The organism is Streptomyces geranii (assembly GCF_002954775.1).
Taxonomy (GTDB): domain Bacteria; phylum Actinomycetota; class Actinomycetes; order Streptomycetales; family Streptomycetaceae; genus Streptomyces; species Streptomyces geranii.
Map to the genome: position 1 here is coordinate 40,498 of NZ_PJME01000013.1, position 22,417 is coordinate 62,914.

Consider the following 22,417-nt stretch of genomic DNA (forward strand, 5'->3'; position numbering starts at 1 on the left):
CGTCGTGTACGGCGTGCTGAGCTTCGTCGCCGCCCTGCCCGGCGCGGTCGTCCTGGTCGTCCGCTACTTCTGGTCGCCGGCCCCGGCCGAGACCCCGTCATCGTCTTCGTCTTTGCCGCCGTCGGCGGTCAGCATCGAGAAATACGCCCCGAAGGACTCGGCGAAGCTCGCCAGCAACGCCTTCCCCTTTTCGGCGGAGCCCAGGGAAGGACGGCCGATGACACCGGAATCGGTGTAACCGGCCATGCCGAGGGTGAGGAGATGCCGACGGTCGTCGGCGACGAAATCAGAGGTCTCATAACCGGGACGGAGCAATTCGGGATGAGCGTGCAGAAGGATGGAGGTCTCGATTTCCCCCGCGTGCATGTCGGTGAGCAGCGAGGTCACCACACCGGCCCGCTCGCGCGCCGTCTCCCAGTCCTCCGCGGCCGGGAACAGCGCCATCCGCTCACCGAGCGCGGAGGATTCCTGAACGACATTGCCCAGTACGTAGTTTCCGCCGTGCCCGTTGACGACGACCAGGGCGTCCACGCCCGAGCGGCGCAGCGAGTCGGCGATGTCCCGTACTACCGCGTGAAGGGTCACGGAGGAGATGCTGACGGTTCCCGGCCAGGCGGCGTGCTCGTGCGAGCAGGCGATCGTCACCGGCGGAAGGAGGTGCACCGGGTACGCGGCTGCGATCTCCCGGGCTACGGCACAGGCGACCAGGGTGTCTGTCGTCAACGGGAGGAAGGGGCCGTGCTGTTCGAAGCTACCGACCGGAAGAACGGCGACCTGTGTTGAGACGCCGGCGGCTCGTGTCCGTACGTCTTCCGTAGTGTCCACCGGCAACCGTATTCCCGAATCATCCATGTTCTCACGGCCTTTCGTCTCTGCTTAGGAACCAGATCATGACAGAAAAAATTGGCGTACTCGGCAAAGCCTCCCAGCCGTCGGGAGTCGAACGCGTCGTGAATGCGCCGTTGCCCACCGTGTACGGCGATTTCCAGGCGGTCGGTTACATGGACCACGATCGCGGTGACGAGCAAGTGGCGCTGGTCTACGGCGAGATCACCGAGGACGACGTACTCACCCGGCTGCATTCCGAGTGCCTGACCGGTGACGCCTTCGGCTCCCAGCACTGCGAATGCGGCGACCAGCTCGACTCCGCGCTGCGCGCGATAGTCGCCGAGGGGAGCGGCATTCTCGTCTACCTCAGAGGGCATGAGGGCCGGGGCATCGGCCTGCTCGCCAAGCTGCGCGCGATGCAGCTGCAGTCGGAGGGCCTGGACACCGTCGAGGCGAACCTCGCCCAGGGCCTGCCGGTGGACTCCCGCGACTACGGCGTCGCGGCCGAGATCCTGCACGACCTCGGGGTCCGCTCGGTCCGCCTGATGTCCAACAACCCGCGCAAGCGCGAGGCGTTGCTCCGGCACGGCATCAAGATCGCCCAGGACGTGCCGCTGCTGATCCCGCCGTGCGAGAACAACATCACCTACCTGCGGACGAAGCGCGAACGGCTGGACCACGTCCTGCCGCATCTCGACGCGGTGGCGCACTGGTCCTGACCTGACCGGGTGAGCGGGGTGCGAGAGGCCCCGATTCCGGAAAGGAAGAGGGAATGACCGACGACGTCCTCTTCCTCTCCCGGGACCGGGTGACGGCCCTGCTCGACCCCGACACGGCGATCGCGTCGCAGCGCGCGGCGTTCACCGCGCTGGGAGCGGGCGGCGCGGGCAGACCCGATCCACCGGACCAGCCGGAGCTGCCGGATCTGCCCGCGAAGATCATGCATCCCAGCCGCTTCGACGACAGTGTGGTCTTCGCGTACGTCTCCCGGCTGTCCCGGGACACCGGCGCGGTGGCGAAGTTCGGCAGCGTCAACCCCGGCAACGCGGCGGCGGGCCTGCCGACCGTGCACGCCGTGATCACCGCCCTGGACCCGGTGACGGGCGCGCTCGCCGCCGTCATGGACGGCACGGCGGTCACGACCGCGCGCACGGCCGCCGCGAGCGCCGTGGCCTTCGACGCGCTGTCCACCGCCGACAGCGCCGAACTGGCCCTGCTCGGCGCGGGCACCCAGGCACTCGCCCACGCGCGGGCCGTCGCCCGGGTGCGGGACCTGAAGGCGGTACGGATCTGGAGCCCGACCCCCGAGCGCCGAGCGCGGGCGGCGGACCTGCTCGCGGCCGAACTGGGCATCGCCGCCGAGGCGACCGACACCCCGGAGGCGGCGGTGACGGGGGCGTCCCTGGTCGCGGCCTGCACCCTCAGCACCACCCCGGTCGTACGCGGCGCCTGGCTCGCCCCCGGCTGCACGGTGGTCAGCGTCGGCTCGTTCGAACCGACCCGCAGCGAGGTGGACCCCGAGGTGCTGCGCCGGGCGGCGGCCGTGGTGGTCGACGACCCGGAGACCGCCGCAGGCCACGCGGGCCCGGTGATCGACGCCCTGCGCAACGGCCCCCTGACCCGCGAGAACCTGATCGCCCTCGGCGACGTCCTCACGGGCGCGCGAACCGCCCGTACGGGCCCGGAGGACATCGTCTTCTACAACAGCGTGGGACTCGGTGTACAGGACGCGGCGGCGGCCTGGGCCGTGGTGCGCGCGGCGCGGGGAGCGGGCCGATGAGTGCCCTGCGGCGGGCGGGCGCCGGTGCGGTCGGCGGTGGGCCGATGAGCGCGGGCGTGCGAACCGCTGCTCGCACCGGCCCGGACGGCGTCGGGCCCGGTGTGCGGGACGTGGCAGCGGCGCGGGCCGTCGGCCACCCGGCGTGGGGAGCGGGTCGATGAGCGTCACGCGGGCGGAGGTCGTCGTGATCGGGGGCGGGGTGATGGGCGCCAGCATCGCCTATCACCTGGCCCGGGCCGGTGTACGGGACGTGGTGCTCGTCGAGCGGGACGAACTGGCGTCCGGGTCGACCTCGCGGGCCGCCGGTGGGGTGCGGGCGCAGTTCTCCGACGAACTCAACATCCAGCTCGGGGCGCGCAGCCTGGAGGCGTTCGGGCGGTTCGGGGAGGAGATCGGGCAGGACATCGGGCTCCACCGGGTCGGTTACCTCTTCCTCCTCTCCACACCCGAGGACGTCGCCTCCTTCGAGGCGGGCGTCGCGCTGCAGAACGGCCTCGGCGTGCCCAGCCGCATGCTCACGCCCGCCGAGGCCCGCCGCCTCTCCCCGCTGATCACCACCGACGGCCTGCTCGCGGCGGCCTACTCGCCCGACGACGGCCACTGCACCCCCGAAGCGGTGGTCCACGGCTACGCCGCCGCGGCCCGGCGCCACGGCGCGACCGTCCTGCGGCACACCGAGGTCACCGGCATCGAACGCGACGGCGAGAACGGTGAGGGCGACACCATCGAGGCCGTCGTCACCGACCGGGGACGGATCGCCACCGACACCGTCGTCTGCGCGGCCGGCGCCTGGTCCCGGGCCGTCGGCGCGATGGCGGGCGTGGACCTGCCCGTGGACCCCCTGCGCCGCCAGATAGCGGTCACCGAACCCGTCCCCGGACTGCCGCCCACGCTCCCCATGACCATCGACTTCAGCAGCAGCCTCTACTTCCACACCGAGGGACCCGGCCTGCTCCTCGGCATGTCCGACCCCGACGAGACGACCGGCTTCGCCACCGACACCCACGACCGCTGGATCCCCCGCCTGTACGAGGCGATGGAACACCGGGCGCCCGCCCTGCTCGACCTGCGCCGCACCGGCGGCTGGGCGGGCCTGTACGAGATCACCCCGGACCACAACGCCCTGATCGGCGAGGCGACTTCGGTCTCCCGCCTCCTCTACGCGACGGGCTTCTCCGGCCACGGTTTCCTCCAGGGACCGGCGGTCGGCGAGGTGGTCCGCGACCTGTACCTCGGCCGCGTACCCTTCGTCGACATCAGCCCCTTGAGCGCCGGCCGTTTCGCGGCCGATGCCCTGCGCCCGGAGGTCAACCTCGTATGACCGAGCTTCACTTGTGGCTGCGCCACGAGACCCGCACGACCGAACGCCGCACCGCCGTCGTCCCGTCCGACGCCCGGCGGCTCGTCGAGGCGGGCGTGCGCCTGACCGTGGAGGAGTCCCCGCAACGGATCTTCCCGATCGAGGAGTACGAGGCTGTCGGCTGCGGCGCTGCCGACGGCGGGTCCTGGGTCTCCGCCCCCTCGGACGCGGTGATCGTCGGTCTCAAGGAACTCCCCGACGAGCCGGGCGAGTTGCGCCACCGGCACATCTTCTTCGGGCACGCCTACAAGGGCCAGCCGGGCGCGGCCGAGCTGCTGACCCGCTTCGTCGCCGGGGGCGGGGCGCTGCTGGACCTGGAGTACCTGGCCGACGAACAGGGCAGGCGGCTGGCCGCCTTCGGCTTCTGGGCCGGATATCTGGGAGCCGCCCTCGCCGTGCTCCAGCACCGGGGGACGCTGACAACTCCCCTGCAGCCCACCACCAAGGACGCCCTGGAGGCCGAACTCCGGGCGCCCGGAACCCGGTTGAGCGCGCTGGTGATCGGCGCCCTGGGCCGCAGCGGCCGGGGCGCGCGGGTCGCGCTCGACGAGGCCGGGATCGACCCCACCTGCTGGGACCTCGCCGAGACCCGCGACCTCGACCGACCGGCCCTGCTGGCACACGAGTTGCTGGTCAACACCGTCCTTACGACCACCCCGGTCCCGCCCTTCCTCACGGACGCGGACCTGGACACCCCCGGCCGCCGTCTGCGCACCCTCTCGGACGTCACCGTCGACGTCGGCTCGCCGATGAACCTCCTCCCGGTGTACGACACGGCGACCACCTGGGACGACCCGGTGCGCCGCCTCCGGGACGAGCCCGCGCTCGATCTGATCGCCATCGACAACCTGCCGTCCCTGCTGCCACGCGAGGCCAGCGCGGACTTCTCGGCGGACCTGGTGCCCCAGCTCCTCGACTTCGAGGTGGGCGGGGCCTGGGGGCGCTGTCTGGACCGGTTCCATCAGGTGTGCCGTGAACTCGGCATCGTCAAGGAGGAGTTGGACCATGAGTGAGCGGGTCCCCGCGAGCGGCACCGTCCACTGGATCGGCGCGGGCCTGTCCACGGGTGGCGGCCTCGCCGCCCTGTGCGACAGCGACGCCGTGCGCGATGTACGCGTGTGGCACCGCACGGTCGACCGTGCCGCCGAGGCCCTCGCCCACCTGGGCCTCACCGGCCGTGCCGAGCCCCGCGCCTACACCCTCCCCGCGCTCACCGCCGAACTCGCCCCCGGCGACGTGGTCGTCTCCATGCTCCCGGCCCCCGAGCACGCCCCGCTCCTCGCGGCCTGCGTCCAGGGCGGAGCGCACTTCGCCTGCTCAAGCTACGTATCGGAGCCGGTACTTGAGCAGGTACCGGCAGCGGAGACGGCAGGCCTGGTCGTCCTCACCGAGTGCGGGCTCGACCCGGGCATCGACCACCTCTTCGCGCACAGCCTGGTCACCCGCGCCGAGCACACGATCGGCGCCGGCACTGCGGCCTCGTACCGCCTGACCTCCTACTGCGGAGGCATCCCGGCGGTGCCCAACGACTTCAGGTACCGGTTCAGCTGGGCACCCGCAGGAGTCCTCAACGCCCTGCGCTCGCCCGCCCGTTACATCGAGGACGGCGGCGAGACGGTCGCCGACCGGCCCTGGGAGGTCACGCGCCCGCACGTGATCGACGGCGAGACCTTCGAGGTGTACCCGAACCGGGACAGCCTGCCGTTCGTCGGCCAGTACGAGCTGCCGGAGGCGTGGAAGGCGGAGTCCTTCGTCCGGGGCACCCTGCGGCTGGACGGCTGGCTCAGCGCCTGGGACTCCGTCTTCGCCGAGCTGAAGGGCGGCGACGACGAGCGGATCGGCCCGCTGGCAAGGGAGTTGGCGGCGCGCTATCCGACGACCGACGCGGACCGCGACCGGGTGGTGCTGGCGGTCTCCCTCGAAGTGGACGCGGAAGGGGAGGGGGAGGGTGGCTCGGGGCGGCGGAACTGGTCCGGCCGGTATCTCCTCGACCTGGAGGGCGACGCGGCCGAGAGCGCGATGGCCCGCTGTGTCTCCCGCACACTCGCCCTGGGTGTCCGGCACATCCTCGACGGCTCGTTGCCACCGGGCCTCAGCCGCGCCGCCGAGACGGCACGGCGTTCGGAGGAGTGGCTCGGTGAACTCGGCGGGGAGGGACTGGAGTTCAGGCTCACCGTCGGCTGACGGCGGCACGCTCCCCGCCAACTGCCCAGCGGCAGCTAATCGGTTACGGCCTCGTGCACCAGCCGCCGCAGGTCCTGCCAGTAGGTCTGGCTCGTCCGGTGTCGTACCTGGGTCATGAACTGCACCGTCAGATCACGGCTCGGGTCGACCCAGAAGGTCGTCGTCGCCACCCCGCTCCAGCCGTACGTACCGAGGCCGGTCGGGGCCAGGGTGCGCTCCGGGTCGATCACGACCGAGACGCCGAGGCCGAAGCCGACGCCCGCGTTGCCGGGTTCGTCGTGCGGACGGGCGCCGAAGGCGCGCAGGTCGACGCCGCCGGGCAGATGGTTGGAGGTCATCAGGGCCACGGTCTCGGCCGACAGGACGCGGACGCCGTCGAGTTCGCCGCCCCGGCGCAGCATCTCCATGAACCGGTGGTAGTCATGGGCGGAGGCGACGACACCGCCGCTGCCGGACAGGAAACGGGGCCGGCACTTCAACGGCAGACCGAGGGTCGGCTCGATCCCGCCGTTCTCGGTCTCCCCGTACAACTCGGCCAGCCGGTCGGTCTGTTCGCCGCTCAGCCAGAAACCGGCGTCGGTCATGCCGAGCGGGCGGAAGACGCGGTCGGTGACGAACTCGTCGAGCGGCTGCCCGGACACCACCTCGATGACCCGGCCGAGGACGTTCGTGGCGACCGAGTAGTTCCACTGCGTGCCCGGCTCGTACTGGAGCGGCAGCCCCGCGTACACCGAACAGGTCTCCGCCAGTGTCGTGCCCGGCACCACCGACGACTCCAGGTTGGCCTCGCGGTAGAGGGCGTCGACGGGGTGCGAGTGGTAGAACGCGAAGGTGAGACCCGCCGTGTGGGTCAACAGGTGCTTGACCAGGAGGGGTTGGGCGGGCCGGGTGGTGAGGTCGTCGCCGGAGCCGCTCACGTAGACCTGCGGGTCGGCGAACTCCGGCAGGAAGCGGGAGACCGGGTCCGTGAGCGAGAGCCGTCCCTCCTCCATCAGGGTCAGCGCGGCGACCGAGGTGACCGGCTTGCTCATGGAGTAGATCCGCCACAGCGTGTCGGCCTCGACCGGAAGGCCGGCCGCGATGTCGCGCCGGCCGTGCGTGGTGAGGTGCGCGACGCGGCCCGCACGGGCCACGGACACGAGGAAGCCGGGCAGCCGTCCCTCGTCCACATAGTGGGCGAAGTGCTGGTCGAGGCGGTCGAGCGCCTTCGCGTCCAGTCCGACCTCGCTCGGATCGACCTCTTGTCGCAGCTGTGCCATCGTTCCCCTCCGGTCGCTTGAAGTGCCGTCCTGTCATACCCCGACAGGACCACCTCAGGCCTCAGACCCCCCATGGTGACGCAGGGGGCCCACAGTCGTCGCCCTCCGGTCACCCACGTCCGGCAGTTTCCGGGCGGCCAGTAGGCCTACAAGTGCGGTACCCGCCAGCACGGGCAACGCCACCCGCAGCCCGTCGGTCACGGTGGCGAGCGTCGCCGCCACGGCCACCCCGAGGACCGGCCCGACGTTCATCGCGGTCTGCTGCAACCCGCCCGCCACCCCCGCCGACCCGGCCGCCGCCTCCCGTACGACGACGGCCGTCGCGGTCACCATCACGGTCCCGAAACCCGCTCCGAGCAGCAGAAACCCGCCGCCGACCGCCATCATCCCGGCCGCCCGGAACAGCCCGAGCACCCCGAGCGCGAGCAGCGCCAACGCGACCGCGGTCGTCCGCCGCGCCCCGTACCGACGCATCGCCACGGCGGCCAGCGGCGCCCCCAGCACCATCGCCGCGCCACCCGGCAGCGCGGCCAGACTCGTCCGCAGCGGGTCCATGCCCAGCTCGTCCTGGAGCACGAAACTGGCCACGAAGAGTGTGCCGAACATCGCAGCGGACGCGGCCACGAGAATGCCCAGCGCGGCGCCCACGACCGCCGACCCGAGCACGTCGGGCGGCAGCAGCGGGTCGGCCGTACGCCGTTCATGGCGTACGAGGAGGAGGCCCGCCCCGGTCGCGGTGAGCAGCCCGAGTGCGGCCGAGGCACTCCAGCCGTGCTCCGGGACACCCACGAGCGTGTGCACGAGGCAGGCGAGGGCCAGCGCGAGCAGGGCGGCCCCGGGGAGGTCGAGCCGCCCGCGCCCTCCGGCCGGGGGAGTGGCCCGGGGCGGGCCCTGCGGGCGTACGGCCAGTGCCAGGACGCCCAGCACCAGCGCCGGTACGACGTTGAGGAAGAACACCGACCGCCAGCCCAGGTGGGTCACCAGCACCCCGCCCACCAGCGGACCGGCCGCCGCCGCGACGCCGATCGCACTGGTCCGCACGGCGATCGGCATCCCCAGCCGGTCGGGCGGGAACGCGGCACGCAGCATCCCGAGGGTGGCGGGCTGGAGCAGCGCGCCGAACACCCCCTGGAGGACCCGCAGTCCGATCACCCAGCCCACCCCGGACGCGACCCCGATGCCCGCCGACACCGCCCCGAACCCCAACACCCCGATGGCGAAAAGCCGTTGATGCCCGTACCGGTCGCCGAGCCGCCCGGCGAACACCAACAGGCTCGCCACCGCGATGAGATACCCGGTGCTCGTCCACTGGACCTCGGCGAAGGAGGCGTGCAGATCGCGTTGCAGGGTGGGCTGCGCGATGGTCAGCACGGTGCCGTCGAGAGCGACGACCACCGCCCCGATCACACTGCTCGCCAGCGCGACCCGACGATGTGCGCTCACCGCTCCTCCGGCCCGAGGTGCGCGTCGAGGGCCGTACGCAACAGGGGCGCGAAGTCGTCTGCACCAGTGGTGAGTTGCAGGCTGCCCCAGCTCCACAGCTGGGCGATGCCGTAGAGGTTCGCCAGCAACGCCCCGGCGACGAGCCGGGCATCGGCGTCCGGCCGCGCCTGCCCGACGAGGTCCACCAGCAGGGCGAACACGGGCAGACTGGCCTCGCGCAACCCCAACTTGCCGCTCTCCAGCAGATCGTGACGGAACATCAGCTCGTGCATGCCCCGGTTGGCGAGCGCGAAGTCGAGATACACGCGCCCGAGCGTCCCGATCCGCTCGCGCGGCCCCGCCGTACTCCCCTCGATCGCCCGCGCCCCCTGCGCCGCCAACTCGGTGAAGCCGCGGCGGGCGATGGCCGACAGCAGCTCCAGATGGGTCGGGAAGTAGCGCCGGGGGGCGCCGTGGGAGACACCGGCGCGGCGGGCGATCTCGCGGAGGGTGAGCGCGTCGATGCCTTCGGCGGTCACCAGGTCGACGCCGACGTCGATGAGGCGGGTGCGCAGGGAGTCATCACTCATAGACACTGTCTACCAGGGGGGAGTAGACAGTGTCTACTGTTGCCTGTTCACACTGTATCCGGAATGGATGGTGCGGAAGCGCCGTTGATCGAGGCATGACTCAGGACGACAAGCAGGACGACACCCAGGACGTGCTCCTCAAGCTGCTCTCCGAGTACGACGGCGGAGTGCTGACGACCCTCAAGGCGGACGGCCGCCCCCAGCTCTCGAACGTCAACCACACCTACGACCCCGACGAACGCACCATCCGCATCTCGCTCACCGACTCCCGCGCCAAGACCCGCAATCTGCGCCGGGACCCCCGCGTCTCCTACCACGTGACCAGTGCCGACCGCTGGGCGTACACCGTCGTCGAGGGCACCGCCGACCTGACGCCGGTGGCACAGGACCCGAACGACGAGACCGTCGAGGAACTGGTCCGCCTCTATCGCGCGGTACGCGGCGAACACCCCGACTGGGACGACTACCGCACGACGATGGTCCGGGACGGGCGGCTTGTGCTGCGGATCAGGGTGGAGCGGGCGTACGGGCTGCCGCACCGGTGACCCCCCGTCAGTCTGTCCGCTCTGCCGCTAGGGTTGATCCACAGTGCGGTGCAACGGCCGTGCGGGGCGCGGGAGACGGGGAGCGTGCGGGATCATGGATCCGATTTCGATGGGCGCCATCGGCGCGGTACTCGGAGCCGTCGGATCGGGCATGGCCAACGAGGCCGGACGGTGGGCCTGGGAGTCCGCCGGAGGTGTCGTCCGCCGTATCGCGGGGCGCGAGGTCGTCGCGCCCACGACCCCCGGACAGCTGACCGAGGTCGCCCACCTGGTCCACGACCGGGTGCGCAGCGATCCTCAACTCGCCCGCGCCTGGACGCTGTTCGCGCAAGGAGTGCCCGCGCAGGGCGCCCTGACCGGGACCTTCGCCCGCCGGGCCGGACTGCCGGCCTCCCCGCGCTTCTTCACGGACCGTCAGGAAGCCCTGAAGTCCCTGGACAAGGAGGCCACCCGCGCCTTCGACGGCCGCCCCCGACTGGCCCTGCTGCACGGACCCGAAGGCATCGGCACCAGCACCCTCGCCATCCACTGGGGCTGGCGGCAGCAGTCCCGCTTCCCCGACGGCCAGCTCTACGTCGATCTGCGCACCCTCGGCCCCGACGCCGCCCTGGGCATGCTCCTGCGTCAACTCGGCCTGCCCGCCGAGGAGATACCGCCCGCCGCAGCCGACCGCGCCGACCTCTTCCGGGGCTGCCTCGCCGACCGACGGCTCCTCCTCGTCCTCGATCACGCCCAATCGGCGGGTCAGGTAAGGGCGTTGCTCACCTCGGCTCCTGGCGTGGTGACCGTGGTCGTCGCCCGTCGGCCCCTCACCGGCCTCGACGCACTGCGCGTCCAGGTCGGCCCCCTGGCCCGCAAGGACGCCAAGCGACTCCTCACCGAGCTGGTCGGCAAGCCCGCCATCGGCGCGGCCCGCGCCACCCTGCCCGACCTGCTCGACCGCTGCGCCGGCTCCCCGTACGCGCTGCGGGCGGCGGCACCCCGCCTCACGGCACCCGTCCCTGCCAGGTCCGAGTCCGCTCAGAGCCCCAGCGATCCCGCGCTGGACACGGTGGGCCGGGCGGCCGAGGACTCCTACCGCCTGCTGACCCCCGACGCCGCCCGCCTCTACCGCCTCGCGGGCCTGTACGCCTGGCCAGCCCTCGACGCCGCCGCAGCCGCCCGCGCCGCCGACCTGGCGGAGGAGGACGCGGTTCACCTCCTGGACGAACTGGCCGCCGCGCTGCTGCTCGACCCGACGGACGTCGGCCGCTACCGCTACCGCCCGGCCGTACGCGCCCACGCCGAGCGCACGGCCGCCGCCACCGACGGCATCGCCGCCTGCTCGGCGGCCGTCACCCGCACCGTCGAGCACTACCTCGACCTGGCGGTGGGCGCCGCGCAGGCCGCCCTCCCGGAGAGCTGGCGCGTCCCGTCAGGCACCTCGCCGATCTCGTATCGCGACCGGGGCACGGCCGTCGCCGCCCTCGCCGCAGAGGCCCAGAACCTGGTCCAAGCGGTGCGCGCGGCCGAGGAGTTCGGCGACTGGGACACCGTCGTACGGCTGTGCCAGGCACTGTGGCCCCTCCAGCTGAAGGCCGGCCACCACGACGTCCTGCTCTCCGCACTCCAGGCAGGCGCGAGGACAGCCGACGCCCACTTCACCGACAGCCGCACGGCGGGCTCCCTGCACGCCCAACTGGCCCACACCTACACGGAGTTGCGCCGCTGGGACGAGGCGGAGCCGGAAGCACTGGCGGCGGCCCGGGCCGAACGGGCCGCCGGACACACGAGGGGCCACGCCTCCGCGGTGGAGTTCCTCGGCCTGCTCAGACTGCGCCAATGGCGCTTCACCGAGGCGTATGACTGCTTCGATGAGGCCTACCGCATCCTCGACGGCATCGGCCCCACCGACGAGGGCGCCGCCGACCTCGCACGCGCCCGCGCCCTGCTGGAACGCCACCGGGGCCGCGCCCTGCGAGGCCAGGGCCGCCGGGACGAGGCCCGCGAACGCCTCGAACAGGCCCTGAGCTTCTTCCGGGACACCGGCGAGGCCTACAACACCGCCCGCACGCTCACCGACCTCGCCGAAACCCGCCTGGACGGCGGTGAGTTCACGGAGGCGTTGCCGCTGGTGGACGCGGCGATCACGGCACTCGGCCAGGAGAACGCCGCGTACCACCTCGCCCATCTGCGGACGCTGCGGGAGCGGTGCGTCAGCGCCGGGTGACCGTGGCCCGGTGCGTGACCGCACCCGTCCGTACCGTCAGGCCCAGTGCGACCGGCTCGTCCAGCGACTTCCCGGCGGCGAGCCACGCGTACAGGGCCGAGGCGTAAGCGGCCGGGTCGGCGTCCGACCCCGACTCGGCGCGCAGGGACAGGAGTTCACCGTCGCGTGTACGGATCGTGCAGTCGCCGGGGCCGCTGACATAGGCGGTCAGTGAGCAGTGCGGGTGCAGGGCCAGTGCCTCGCTCGTCCACTGCTCCGGAGAGCCGAAGCGGACGTCGTCCGGTGCGCCGTACCGGAACACCACATCGGCCAGGGCGAGTTGGTGCGTCTCCCGGGTGTCCTCGTGCACGGCCACATGCGCCTCGCCGGTGCTGTCGGCGGGCGGGTGCGGCCGTGCGTACCGGGTGACCTCGACCTCCGCGGTGCCCAGCAGCCGGGTGAGTACGAGCAACGGCACCGTGTGCGAGGGGGGTTCGTGCGGGGGCAGGGGAAGTGGGTTCAGCAGCGCCGGTTCGGTGGGCTCGGGGATGCCGAGGGCGTCGTAGAAGAGGCGGCGCAGTCGCCCGGCCGATTCGCCGGGTACGGAGCTGGTGAACTCGGCGGGTTCAGGGCGGGGGTGGTGGTCGCTGACGACCGTCTCCACCTGGAGGCGCAACGGGAGTGCCGGATCGAGGCGCGGGGCGTCGCGCACGAAGTCGTGGACCGGGGCATCGGGCGCCAGGCCCGCCAGGGGAGCGGCTCCCAGCAGGACGGGGGTGCCCAGCGCCGCCACATAATAGGTGACCGAGCCGTGGTCGCCGATCACCGCGTCGGCCGCGATCAGTGCCTGGCGCCAGCCGTGCAGGGGGTCGATCAGCGCGAGCCCGGACCGGCGGGCGCGGTCGAGCCAGGCGCGGATCTGTCCGGGACCGTGGCCGTGCCAGATGTTCGGGTGCAGAACGGCCGCGAACCGGTACTCGTCGGCCGGGAACTCCGAGGTCAGGCGCGGGAGTAGCGATGGGAGGATGTCGTCGCCGTGGCCATCGCCGCCATCACCGTCGCCGAACAACGACTCCGGGTTCCAGGTGGAGTTGAGGACCACCAGCCGCTGGCCGGCCCGTACTCCGAGGGCTCGGCGGAAGCGGTCGCGGTACGGTCGGGCCGCGAGCATGCGGTCCCAGCAGGGGTCCCCGGCGAGTACGGCGGTCGGGACGGCCTCGGGGCAGGCGGTGCGCAGTCGCTCGTACTGCTCGGGATGCGACAGGACCAGCGCGTCCGCGACCGGAACGCCGTCCTTGTCGAGCAGCCACTCGGGCGACAACCCGAAAACCGGCCCGCCGACTTCCGAACTCCCGCCGCCCGCTGTTGGGTGTCGGGTTGTCGCCAGCCTCTTAGTATACCCGATACCGTGCGACAATATGGCCAAGTGTCCGATAATATCCGGTAGTTGTCCGCCGAAGCTCGCCGCGATCGCCAACGCCACCGGTGTCTCGACAGCCTGCTCCCACGGCAGTACCGGCACCCCCGTCTCCGCCAGCAACTCCGCCACGCCCGCCCGGAACGCCGACGACTCCGTGCAGGTCACGAGGAGTTGGACGCGGAGGTCGTCGTCGAAGAGGGGGAGTATGTCGAGGAGCCGGGTCGCCGACGTCACGTTGTGGACGACCAGCAGTACCTTGTGGGTTCCGCCCCGCGTGGCCCAGCGGGCCGAGTCGTCGCCGACCGGCACCCGTATCCACCCGGCCGACCCCGCCACTCCCTCGCCCGCCCGCCTCTCGCGTCTGTGATCGGGCAACGATAGGTCAACGGGGGAACCGCGCGCACCGGCCGCCCCTGAAATCGGCCGGTACGCGCGGAGGCGCTGTTCCTTTTTGCTCGTTTTGGCCGATGTTCTTGCGTGAAACGTCAGCTGTCAACCATGCGACGAGCATCAATCGGGTTATACCGACTGGAAATGCCCGAGTCCCCGAACAGCCCAGGGCTGTCGGGGACTCGGGGAGTTGGGGACTTGGGGACTTCAGTGGGTGGGGGGGGAGCGTTCAGGCGGAGACCGTCGCCCGTTCCGCGACGTTCTCCACGCCCCGCTCGCCCAGCCGCTCCGTCGGCACCTTGTGCGTCTCGCGCGCCGTGATCGCCGCCAGTACCGGCGGGATGCACAGCGCCGCCGTGAACAGGGCGACCGAGAACCAGTCGTCCCCGTCCGGACCGGCGATCTCCGCCGCGAAGGTGACCGCGAAACCGGCGACCGCGAAGCCGATCTGCGTGCCGATCGCCATGCCCGACAGCCGGACTCGGGTCGAGAACATCTCGCCGTAGAAGGAGGGCCAGATGCCGTTCGCAGCGCTGTAGACCACGCCGAAGGTGATGATGCCGAGGACGAGGATCAGCGGGTACGAGCCCGTGGAGATCGCCCACAGGTACACGAACATCATGATCCCGCTGCCCGCCGCGCCGGCCAGGAACACCGGGCGGCGGCCGATGCGGTCGGACAGTGTGGCCCAGAGCGGGATCGCGGCCAGCGCGACCAGGTTGGCGAGCGCGGCCACCCAGAGCATGGACGAGCGGTCCATGCCCACCGCGTCGCTGGTCGCGTACGCCAGCGCCCAGACCGTGAAGATCGTCGAGACCGACGCGACCAGCGCGCCCGCGATCACCCGCAGTACGTCCGCCCAGTGCTCGCGCAGCAGGATCAGCAGCGGCAGCTTCACGACACCCTCGGAGGCGGCCTGCTGCTCGAAGGCCGGGGTCTCCTCCAGCTTGCGGCGGATGACGTAGCCGACGACGGCGACCGCGATGCTCAGCCAGAACGGGATGCGCCAGCCCCAGGCCAGCAGCTGGTCCTCGGGCATGGCCGCGATCGGGATGAAGACGAGGGTGGCCAGCAGTTGTCCGCCCTGGGTGCCGCTCAGGGTGAAGCTGGTGAAGAAGCCGCGCCGGTCCGGTGGCGCGTGTTCCAGGGTCATGGAGTTGGCGCTGGCCTGCTCGCCGGCCGCCGAGATGCCCTGGAGGACGCGGCAGAGCACGAGCAGCACCGGGGCGAGCGTGCCGACCTGGTCACGGGTGGGCAGGCAGCCGATGAGGAACGTCGAGACGCCCATCAGGATCAGCGTGAACACCATGATCTTCTTGCGGCCGAGCCGGTCGCCAAAGTGGCCGAGGAAGAGCGCGCCGACCGGCCGGGCCGCGTACGCGACACCGAAGGTGCCGAGCGAGAGCAGCGTCGCGGTGGCCGGGTCCGAGTCGTCGAAGAAGATCTTCGGGAAGATCAGGGCAGCCGCACTGCCGTAGATGAAGAAGTCGTAGTACTCCAGGGCGCTGCCGATCCAGGCGGCCGTGGCGGCTTTCTTCGGCTGGCCGCCCGGCGGGGCGTCCAGGGGTGCTGCGGGGACGGACACGGCGTGCTCCTTCGAGGGAACTCCAACGTAGGCGGAGTGAGCGGAGGGGAGAAGTGCCGGCTCCCGGGGGGTGATGGGGCGGCCGTGCCGGGAGCTGTCGCTGCCCGGTTAATTAACCCACTGGATAGTTAGTAGCGGTTGGCTACGGATGTTGCGCTCACGTTTCCCGGGTGTCAAGAGGTCGCGCCGAAGGATCTTGCCGCTCGGCGGGTCGGCGCTGATCCGCCCCTCAGGCCGTACGGTCCGCCGTCAGATAGGCGATGACCATGTCGCCGAGCATCGTCCGGTAGTGCTCCCGCTGGTCCGGGGCCGTCAGGTCGCGGCCGAACAGCGCGCCGAAGGTGTGCCGGTTGGCGACCCGGAAGAAGCAGAAGGAGCTGATCATGGCGTGCAGGTCCACGGCGTCCACGTCGGCCGTGAACAGGCCCGACTTGCGGCCCGACTCCAGGATGCGGTGGATGACCTCCAGCGCGGGCGAGCCGATCCGCCCGAGCTGCTCGGAGCCGGCGATGTGCTCGGCCTCGTGGATGTTCTCGATGCTCACCAGGCGGATGAAGTCGGGGTGCGCCTCGTGGTGGTCGAAGGTCAGCTCCGCCAGGCGCCGGATGGCCGCGACCGGGTCCAGATGCTCGACGTCGAGGTCCTGCTCGGCCTGCCGGATCACCGTGTACGCGCGCTCCAGGACCGCCGTGAACAGCTGCTCCTTGCCGCCGAAGTAGTAGTAGATCATCCGCTTGGTGGTGCGGGTGAGGGCGGCGATCTCGTCCACCCTGGCCCCCGCCAGACCGGCCCGGGCGAACTCCTTGGTGGCCACGTCGAGGATCTCGGCCCTGGTGCGGGCGGCGTCGCGGATGCGCCCGCCGTTGTGTGCCGGTTCTTCGACGCTGGTCATCGGGTTCCTTCGGGCGAGGGCGGGCGAGGTGCCAGTGCCGTGAATTCTAGAAGCACACCCAGGGGCTTCCCCGTGGCCCGGTCCTGCTGATATAGCTAACGTACTAGTTCGTACATTAGTGGAGGTCGGTCGTGGCCAAGGACTCGTTTCTCGTCGGGCTCATCGGCTCCGGCATCGGCCCGTCACTGAGCCCCGCACTGCACGAGCGCGAGGCCGACCGGCAGGGGCTGCGCTATCTCTACCGGCTCATCGACATCGACACGCTGGGCGTCCCGGCGCAGGCGGTCGGCGATCTCGTACGGGCCGCCCGTGACCTCGGCTTCGACGGGCTGAACATCACCCACCCGTGCAAGCAGCTCGTCATCGAGCACCTCGACGGTCTCGACCGGCAGGCGGAGGCGCTCGGTGCGGTGAACACCGTGGTCTTCGAGGACGGTCGCGCGGTCGGCCACAACACGGACGTGACCGGGTTCGCGGCGTCGTTCGCGCGCGGGTTGCCCGATGCTCCGCTGGAGCGGGTGGTGCAGCTCGGTGCGGGTGGGGCGGGGGCGGCTGTCGCGCACGCCACGCTCACCCTTGGCGCGGGGGAGGTGACCGTCGTTGACGCGTTGCCCGACCGGGCGGCCGATCTCGCCGCCGCCCTGAACCGGCACTTCGGGGTTGGCCGGGCGACGGCCGCGACGCCCGACCAGCTGGCTGCACTGATCGGTCGGGCCGACGGCATCGTGCATGCCACCCCCACCGGTATGGCCGCCCATCCCGGGTTGCCCTTCCCGGCGGAGCTGCTGCATCCCGGGCTCTGGGTGGCCGAGTTGGTGTATCGGCCGTTGGAGACGGAGCTGTTGCGTACCGCCCGGGCGGTTGGGTGCGCTGCTTTGGACGGGGGTGGGATGGCTGTGTTTCAGGCTGCGGACGCGTTCCGTCTCTTTACTGGGCGTGAGCCTGACTGTGGGCGGATGTTGGCGGACATCGCTGAGTTGGCTGGGGCCGCGGAGAGCTCGGTGGGTTAGGTGGTTCGGCGGCTGCGGGTCCGTCGTGGCTGGTCGCGCAGTTCCCCGCGCCCCTGTCGGGGCGCTGCAGTTACCGGTGTTTTGAAGGAGCGGGTCCCATGCGTACATCCATCGCCACCGTGTCTCTCAGTGGCTCCCTGACCGAGAAGTTGACCGCCGCCTCGCGGGCCGGGTTCGACGGGGTCGAGATCTTCGAGAACGATCTGCTCGCCAGTCCTCTCGCCCCCGAGGAGATACGGGCCCGGTGTGCCGACCTCGGGCTCACCATCGACCTCTATCAGCCGATGCGGGACATCGAGGCCGTGCCCGAGGGCGAGTTCGTCCGCAACCTCCGCCGTGCCCGGCACAAGTTCGAGTTGATGCGGCGGCTCGGGACCGACACCGTTCTCGTCTGTTCCAGCGTCTCCCCGCTCGCCCTCGACGACGACGCCCTCGCCGCCGCCCAGTTGGCCCGACTGGCCGATCTGGCGCAGGAGTTCGGCGTCCGTGTCGCGTACGAGGCGCTCGCGTGGGGGCGGCACGTCAGTACGTACGAGCATGCCTGGAGCATCGTCGAGGCGGCCGGTCATCCGGCGCTCGGCACCTGCCTCGACAGTTTCCACATCCTCTCCCGGGGGTCCGATCCGAAGGGCATCGAGGACATCCCCGGCGAGAAGATCTTCTTTCTCCAGCTGGCCGACGCGCCCCTGCTCGCCATGGACGTGCTCCAGTGGAGCCGGCACTACCGCTGCTTCCCGGGGCAGGGCGGTTTCGACATCGCGGGGCTGGTCCAGCATGTCGTCAGGGCCGGTTACGACGGTCCGCTCTCCCTCGAAGTGTTCAACGACGTGTTCCGGCAGGCCGAGGCCGGACCCACCGCCGTGGACGCCCGGCGCTCCCTCCTCGTCCTCCAGGAGAGCATCGGCCTCGCCCCGCTGCCCGAGCCCGTCGTCCCCACCGGCATCGCCTTCGCCGAGATCGTCACCCCCGACGCCGAACCCGTCTCGGCGGTCCTCGGCGCGCTCGGCCTCACCCGTACCGCCCGTCATCGCAGCAAGCCCGTCGACCTCTGGGAGCGCGGCGAGGCCCGTGTCCTGGTCAACACCGGGCCGTCCGCCCGGCGCGACGGCACCGGGCTCGCCGCCGTCGGGCTGGAGTCACCGGACCCGGCAGGCGCCGCCCGCCGAGCCGAGGCACTGCTCGCCCCGGTGCTGCCCCGCCGCCGCGCCCCCGAGGACGCCCTGCTCGACGCCGTGGCCGCCCCGGACGGTACGGAACTCTTCTTCTGTGCCACCGGGCGGCCCGAACTCCCCGACTGGCGGACCGACTTCGAGCCTCTGGAGACGGCCGAGCCCGGCGTCGGCCGGATCGACCACCTCGCCCTCACCCAGCCCTGGCACCACTTCGACGAGGCCGCCCTCTTCCACAGCAGCGTCCTCGGTCTGAACGGCCAGGAGAGTGTCGACGTCGCCGACCCGTACGGCCTCTTCCGCAGCCGGGCCGTCACCAACTCCACCGGGAGCGTACGGATCGCGCTCGCCGTCGGCCCCGCGCCCACCGAGGACGAGACCCGCGCCCAGCACATCGCGCTGGCCACCGACGACGTGGTCGCCGCCGCCCGGCGCTTCCGCGAGGCCGGGGGCAGTCTCCTGCCCATGCCCGCGAACTACTACGACGACCTCGCCGCCCGATACGAGTTCACCGAGGGCGAGTTGGCGACCTACCGCGAACTCGGCATCCTCTACGACCGCGACGCCCAGGGCGAGTTCAGGCACTGCTACACCCGTACCGTCGGCCGTGTCTTCTTCGAACTGGTCCAGCGCGACGGCGGCTACCAGGGCTACGGCGCCCAGAACGCCCCGGTGCGCCTCGCCGCCCAGCACGCCCAACGGCCGCTTCGGTAAGGGGAGTCGACCCGCACGGCTCCCGCTCCCGTTACTGCCGGCTGACGCTCCTGCTCACCCCGGCGATGACGGTCGTCGCCAGTATCCAACCGGTCAGGATGAGGACGTACGACAGATACTGGTACCCGCCCTCCGGCGCGAAGGACCCCTCCTGGCCGAAGGAGATCACCGGGAGGAGCAGGTCCAGGGTGAAGAAGACCGGGTTGAACTCCGGTGCCTCGGACGCCTTGAGCGGGCTCGGGTGGTGGGTGGCGTACGCGATCGAGCCCGCCGCCAGCAGGGACAGCAGCCAGACCGCGGCGCGCAGCGGGCGGAAGCCGTAGCCGACGGTGAGGTCCTGGAGGTGGCCCCACACGCGGCCGAGCCAGGGCAGGGTCGTCCGGTGGCGGCGCAGCTTGGCGAGCTGGACGCGGCGGGCCGCGCCCTCGTCGCCGACGAGACGGTAGGCGGCGGCCAACTGCTCGTAGGCGTGCGGGACATAGCCGTCGCCGTCGCGTTCCAGCAGGGGCAGCCGGCGGTCGGCGGGTTCCTGCGGGGTGAGCGAGGTGTAGCTGAGGTTGTTGAAGAGCACCTTGCCCGGGACGACCTCCGGTTCGAAGCCCAGTACCTCGATGCGGGAGCGGCGAAGGTGAAGGGTGCCGTCGAGCGGCTCGCTGCGGAACAGCCACAGCTCGCCGATGACACAACTGCTGGCCCGCAGCGCCATACCGCCGGGGTTCGACAGCCGCGACCGCATGAGGTCGAGCCGCCCGGGGATGCGGGCGCCGCGCAGATCGACCCCGCCCTCGGCGCGCAGGCCCCGGGCCCGGACGTCGGCCCGTACTTCGAGCGACTGGGCGCGCAGGGCGTGGCCGCCGGGGTTGCTCAGTTCGGCGCCCTCCAGATTGACCGAGCCGCCGACCGTGGCACCGTCGAGGAGCACCTCGCCCCGCACCCGCAGCCGTGGCGCGGCGAAGCCGTCGCCGAACACGCACTGGTGGAGCTGGAGCACCGGCACGGCCGGGTCGGACGCGGTGACCTCGGCGCCGTCCATGAAGAGCGCGCCCGCTATCTCCGCACCGGCCAGCCGCACCGGACCGTGCACCCGGCAGTCGGTCATGCGCAGCGGGCCGTCGATGCGTGTACTCGCGAGGTTGACGGCCGGGAGCACCGAGCCGCGCAGATTGAGCTGGCGCAGCCGGGTGCCGTAGAGGTCGGGCGACTCGTCGAAGTGGCAGTAACGGAGGTGCAGCGGGTGGTCCACCACCGCGTACATCAGGTTCAGATGCCCGGTGATCCGGGCGCCCGACAGCCTGAGCCGGGGGATCTCGCCCTCTTCCTGCGGGGTGCCCAGCAGCAGGGACCGCAGTACCGAGCCACGTACGCTCCGCTCCGGGCCCCAGTCGGCGCCGGCGGTCGCGCTCTCGTCGGGCGTCTCGCGGAAGTCGACGGGCTCACCCTTGCGGAAGGCCTGCCACACGCGTAGTTCGGCCGCCGTCAGTTCGTTGATCTCCACCGGGGCGACTCTGACGCGCCCCGGCACCCATGTCAATCGGGCCCGGGGACAACGCCCCGGGCCCGATCGCCACTTCAGCCCGCCGAGCCGACCGCTCGGCTCAACTCACCGCACTCTGCCGGGAGTTCCACTCCGCGACCACCGGACGGTCGTGCTCGGTGGAGAGCGTGCTGACCGTGCCCGTGGCGAGCTGGAACAGCCGTCCGTCGGCGGCCGGCAGCCCGAGGTAACGGGCCGTCAGTACCCGCAGGAAGTGCCCGTGGGCCACCAGGACCACGTCACCCTCTTCGAGCGCGTCCTTGAGGTGGGCGAGGACGCGGTCCGCGCGCCGGCCCACCTCGTCGGGCGACTCGCCCGCGTGCCCGTCCGGACCCGGCGTGACACCGTCCGTGAACAGGTACCAGTCGGGCCGGGTGCGGTGGATCTCGGCGGTCGTCACACCCTCGTACCCGCCGTAGTCCCACTCGTGCAGGTCCGGGTCGGTCAACGCCCCGGTCAGGCCCGCGAGTTCGGCGGTGCGGACCGCGCGGCGGAGCGGGCTGGTCAGGACGCGTGCGAAGGTCCGTCCGGCGAGGAGCGGCGCGAGGGACTCGGCCTGTTCCTCGCCGTGCGGGGTGAGGGGCAGGTCGGTCCAGCTGGTGTGCTGGCCCGACGCGCTCCACTCCGTCTCGCCGTGGCGGACCAGGAGAAGGTCACCCACGGTTTCCTACTCCTTGGACTCGACGGCGTGCCCGCCGAACTGGTTGCGCAGCGCCGCGATCATCTTCATCTGCGGGGAGTCGTCCTGCCGGGACGCGAACCGGGCGAACAGCGACGCCGTGATCGCGGGCAGCGGGACCGAGTTGTCGACGGCCGCCTCGACCGTCCACCGGCCCTCGCCGGAGTCCTGTGCGAACCCGCGCAGCCGCTCCAAGTGCTCGTCCTCGTCAAGGGCGTTGACCGCCAGGTCCAGCAGCCAGGACCGGATGACCGTGCCGTCCTGCCAGGACCGGAAGACCTCGCGCACATCGGTGACGGAGTCGACCTTCTCCAGGAGTTCCCAGCCCTCGGCGTACGCCTGCATCATGGCGTACTCGATGCCGTTGTGGACCATCTTCGAGAAGTGCCCGGCGCCCACCTTGCCCGCGTGGACATAGCCGTACGGGCCCTCGGGCTTGAGCGCCTCGAAGATCGGGTGGAGCCGCTCGACGTGCTCCTTGTCGCCGCCGACCATCAGGGCGTAGCCGTTCTGCAGGCCCCAGACGCCGCCGGAGACACCGGCGTCGACGAAGCCGATGCCCTTGGTGCCCAGCTCCTCGGCGTGCTTCTCGTCGTCCGTCCAGCGGGAGTTGCCGCCGTCGACGACCGTGTCACCGGAAGACAGAAGCCCGCCCAGCTCGTCGACCACGGACTGGGTGGCGGCACCGGCCGGGACCATCACCCAGACCACGCGCGGCGCTTCGAGCTTCTCGACCAGCTCGGCGAGGCTCGCCACGTCGGAGACCTCGGGGTTGCGGTCGTAGCCGATGACGGTGTGGCCGGCACGGCGGATGCGCTCGCGCATGTTGCCGCCCATCTTGCCGAGACCGATCAGACCAATCTGCATG

20 protein-coding genes are annotated in these 22,417 nt (G+C 71.5%); 10 read left to right on the forward strand and 10 right to left on the reverse strand.

Annotation, left to right across the window (positions count from 1 at the left end; genetic code table 11):
- Window positions 1-63 precede the first annotated feature (63 nt).
- Window positions 64-852 carry a creatininase family protein gene (locus CW359_RS19340; RefSeq protein WP_105971213.1) on the reverse strand — a complete coding sequence of 263 codons (789 nt, stop codon included), beginning with the start codon at window positions 850-852 and terminating at the stop codon, window positions 64-66.
- Between the two features lie 38 nt (window positions 853-890).
- On the opposite strand from CW359_RS19340, the gene ribA reads away from it, so the two are divergent.
- Genes ribA through CW359_RS19365 form a run of 6 tightly spaced genes read left to right on the forward strand, consistent with a single transcriptional unit; the run spans window position 891 to window position 6,152 of the window.
- A complete protein-coding gene (ribA, locus tag CW359_RS19345; protein WP_105971214.1) occupies window positions 891-1,547 on the forward strand; it encodes a GTP cyclohydrolase II in 657 nt (218 codons plus the stop codon).
- 53 nt (window positions 1,548-1,600) lie between these two features.
- Window positions 1,601-2,608, forward strand: coding sequence for an ornithine cyclodeaminase family protein (locus CW359_RS19350; RefSeq protein ID WP_105971215.1), 1,008 nt, complete (start codon window positions 1,601-1,603; stop codon window positions 2,606-2,608).
- On the forward strand, window positions 2,605-2,769 hold the full coding sequence (locus CW359_RS45330) for a hypothetical protein (RefSeq protein WP_157968590.1): 165 nt from the start codon (window positions 2,605-2,607) through the stop codon (window positions 2,767-2,769). The genes CW359_RS19350 and CW359_RS45330 overlap by 4 nt, the downstream gene beginning before the upstream one ends.
- Window positions 2,766-3,929 (forward strand): NAD(P)/FAD-dependent oxidoreductase, encoded by a 1,164-nt coding sequence (locus tag CW359_RS19355; protein WP_105971216.1) that lies wholly within the window; start codon window positions 2,766-2,768, stop codon window positions 3,927-3,929. The genes CW359_RS45330 and CW359_RS19355 overlap by 4 nt, the downstream gene beginning before the upstream one ends.
- Entirely contained in the window at window positions 3,926-4,981 is a 1,056-nt protein-coding gene (locus tag CW359_RS19360) for a saccharopine dehydrogenase (RefSeq protein WP_105971217.1), read from the forward strand. Before CW359_RS19355 ends, CW359_RS19360 begins: the two co-directional genes overlap by 4 nt.
- Window positions 4,974-6,152 (forward strand): saccharopine dehydrogenase family protein, encoded by a 1,179-nt coding sequence (locus tag CW359_RS19365; protein ID WP_105971218.1) that lies wholly within the window; start codon window positions 4,974-4,976, stop codon window positions 6,150-6,152. Before CW359_RS19360 ends, CW359_RS19365 begins: the two co-directional genes overlap by 8 nt.
- Window positions 6,153-6,187: 35 nt before the next feature.
- Here CW359_RS19365 and CW359_RS19370 read toward each other — a convergent pair whose 3' ends face one another.
- Genes CW359_RS19370 through CW359_RS19380 form a run of 3 tightly spaced genes read right to left on the reverse strand, consistent with a single transcriptional unit; the run spans window position 6,188 to window position 9,423 of the window.
- Complete coding sequence (locus tag CW359_RS19370) at window positions 6,188-7,411, reverse strand: serine hydrolase domain-containing protein (protein WP_105971219.1); 1,224 nt, start codon at window positions 7,409-7,411, stop codon at window positions 6,188-6,190.
- A 54-nt stretch (window positions 7,412-7,465) separates the two neighbouring features.
- Window positions 7,466-8,854, reverse strand: coding sequence for an MFS transporter (locus CW359_RS19375; RefSeq protein ID WP_105971220.1), 1,389 nt, complete (start codon window positions 8,852-8,854; stop codon window positions 7,466-7,468).
- Window positions 8,851-9,423, reverse strand: coding sequence for a TetR/AcrR family transcriptional regulator (locus tag CW359_RS19380; protein ID WP_408647497.1), 573 nt, complete (start codon window positions 9,421-9,423; stop codon window positions 8,851-8,853). Before CW359_RS19380 ends, CW359_RS19375 begins: the two co-directional genes overlap by 4 nt.
- A 95-nt stretch (window positions 9,424-9,518) precedes the next feature.
- On the opposite strand from CW359_RS19380, the gene CW359_RS19385 reads away from it, so the two are divergent.
- Complete coding sequence (locus tag CW359_RS19385) at window positions 9,519-9,968, forward strand: PPOX class F420-dependent oxidoreductase (protein ID WP_105971222.1); 450 nt, start codon at window positions 9,519-9,521, stop codon at window positions 9,966-9,968.
- Window positions 9,969-10,062: 94 nt separating this feature from the next.
- Window positions 10,063-12,177, forward strand: a complete 2,115-nt coding sequence (locus CW359_RS19390; protein WP_232838472.1) for a tetratricopeptide repeat protein — start codon at window positions 10,063-10,065, stop codon at window positions 12,175-12,177.
- On the opposite strand, the gene CW359_RS19395 is transcribed toward CW359_RS19390, so the two are convergent.
- The 3 genes from CW359_RS19395 to CW359_RS19405 form a co-directional block, all read right to left on the reverse strand.
- Window positions 12,164-13,885 carry a hypothetical protein gene (locus CW359_RS19395; RefSeq protein WP_232838473.1) on the reverse strand — a complete coding sequence of 574 codons (1,722 nt, stop codon included), beginning with the start codon at window positions 13,883-13,885 and terminating at the stop codon, window positions 12,164-12,166. The two genes, CW359_RS19390 and CW359_RS19395, sit on opposite strands and share 14 nt — an antisense overlap.
- A 310-nt stretch (window positions 13,886-14,195) precedes the next feature.
- The gene (locus tag CW359_RS19400) at window positions 14,196-15,551 is read right to left on the reverse strand and encodes an MFS transporter (protein WP_105971224.1); all 1,356 of its coding nucleotides are present in this window, start codon (window positions 15,549-15,551) and stop codon (window positions 14,196-14,198) included.
- Between the two features lie 229 nt (window positions 15,552-15,780).
- Entirely contained in the window at window positions 15,781-16,443 is a 663-nt protein-coding gene (locus CW359_RS19405; RefSeq protein ID WP_105971225.1) for a TetR/AcrR family transcriptional regulator, read from the reverse strand.
- Window positions 16,444-16,574: 131 nt separating this feature from the next.
- Between CW359_RS19405 and CW359_RS19410 the strand changes: the two genes are divergently transcribed.
- Together CW359_RS19410 and CW359_RS19415 are read left to right on the forward strand one after the other, a co-directional pair.
- Window positions 16,575-17,453, forward strand: a complete 879-nt coding sequence (locus tag CW359_RS19410; protein ID WP_105971226.1) for a shikimate dehydrogenase — start codon at window positions 16,575-16,577, stop codon at window positions 17,451-17,453.
- Between the two features lie 98 nt (window positions 17,454-17,551).
- Window positions 17,552-19,336: a bifunctional sugar phosphate isomerase/epimerase/4-hydroxyphenylpyruvate dioxygenase family protein gene (locus CW359_RS19415; protein WP_105971227.1), complete on the forward strand. Its 1,785-nt coding sequence runs from the start codon at window positions 17,552-17,554 to the stop codon at window positions 19,334-19,336.
- A 31-nt stretch (window positions 19,337-19,367) separates the two neighbouring features.
- Here the strand turns inward: CW359_RS19415 and CW359_RS19420 are convergent, their stop codons facing one another.
- From CW359_RS19420 to gnd, 3 genes are all read right to left on the reverse strand, one after another.
- Complete coding sequence (locus CW359_RS19420; protein WP_105971228.1) at window positions 19,368-20,831, reverse strand: membrane-associated oxidoreductase; 1,464 nt, start codon at window positions 20,829-20,831, stop codon at window positions 19,368-19,370.
- Window positions 20,832-20,931: 100 nt separating this feature from the next.
- Window positions 20,932-21,531: a histidine phosphatase family protein gene (locus CW359_RS19425; protein WP_105971229.1), complete on the reverse strand. Its 600-nt coding sequence runs from the start codon at window positions 21,529-21,531 to the stop codon at window positions 20,932-20,934.
- 6 nt (window positions 21,532-21,537) lie between these two features.
- Window positions 21,538-22,416: a phosphogluconate dehydrogenase (NAD(+)-dependent, decarboxylating) gene (gene gnd / locus CW359_RS19430; RefSeq protein ID WP_105971230.1), complete on the reverse strand. Its 879-nt coding sequence runs from the start codon at window positions 22,414-22,416 to the stop codon at window positions 21,538-21,540.
- Window position 22,417 lies beyond the last annotated feature (1 nt).

What these genes read in the sequence shown, in the direction of transcription:
- CW359_RS19340 (WP_105971213.1), bottom strand. Translation starts at nt 852, where the DNA reads ATGGATGATTCGGGAATACGGTTGCCGGTGGACACTACGGAAGACGTA.
- ribA (WP_105971214.1), top strand. Translation starts at nt 891, where the DNA reads ATGACAGAAAAAATTGGCGTACTCGGCAAAGCCTCCCAGCCGTCGGGA.
- CW359_RS19350 (WP_105971215.1), top strand. Translation starts at nt 1,601, where the DNA reads ATGACCGACGACGTCCTCTTCCTCTCCCGGGACCGGGTGACGGCCCTG.
- CW359_RS45330 (WP_157968590.1), top strand. Translation starts at nt 2,605, where the DNA reads ATGAGTGCCCTGCGGCGGGCGGGCGCCGGTGCGGTCGGCGGTGGGCCG.
- CW359_RS19355 (WP_105971216.1), top strand. Translation starts at nt 2,766, where the DNA reads ATGAGCGTCACGCGGGCGGAGGTCGTCGTGATCGGGGGCGGGGTGATG.
- CW359_RS19360 (WP_105971217.1), top strand. Translation starts at nt 3,926, where the DNA reads ATGACCGAGCTTCACTTGTGGCTGCGCCACGAGACCCGCACGACCGAA.
- CW359_RS19365 (WP_105971218.1), top strand. Translation starts at nt 4,974, where the DNA reads ATGAGTGAGCGGGTCCCCGCGAGCGGCACCGTCCACTGGATCGGCGCG.
- CW359_RS19370 (WP_105971219.1), bottom strand. Translation starts at nt 7,411, where the DNA reads ATGGCACAGCTGCGACAAGAGGTCGATCCGAGCGAGGTCGGACTGGAC.
- CW359_RS19380 (WP_408647497.1), bottom strand. Translation starts at nt 9,423, where the DNA reads ATGAGTGATGACTCCCTGCGCACCCGCCTCATCGACGTCGGCGTCGAC.
- CW359_RS19385 (WP_105971222.1), top strand. Translation starts at nt 9,519, where the DNA reads ATGACTCAGGACGACAAGCAGGACGACACCCAGGACGTGCTCCTCAAG.
- CW359_RS19390 (WP_232838472.1), top strand. Translation starts at nt 10,063, where the DNA reads ATGGATCCGATTTCGATGGGCGCCATCGGCGCGGTACTCGGAGCCGTC.
- CW359_RS19405 (WP_105971225.1), bottom strand. Translation starts at nt 16,443, where the DNA reads ATGACCAGCGTCGAAGAACCGGCACACAACGGCGGGCGCATCCGCGAC.
- CW359_RS19415 (WP_105971227.1), top strand. Translation starts at nt 17,552, where the DNA reads ATGCGTACATCCATCGCCACCGTGTCTCTCAGTGGCTCCCTGACCGAG.
- gnd (WP_105971230.1), bottom strand. Translation starts at nt 22,416, where the DNA reads ATGCAGATTGGTCTGATCGGTCTCGGCAAGATGGGCGGCAACATGCGC.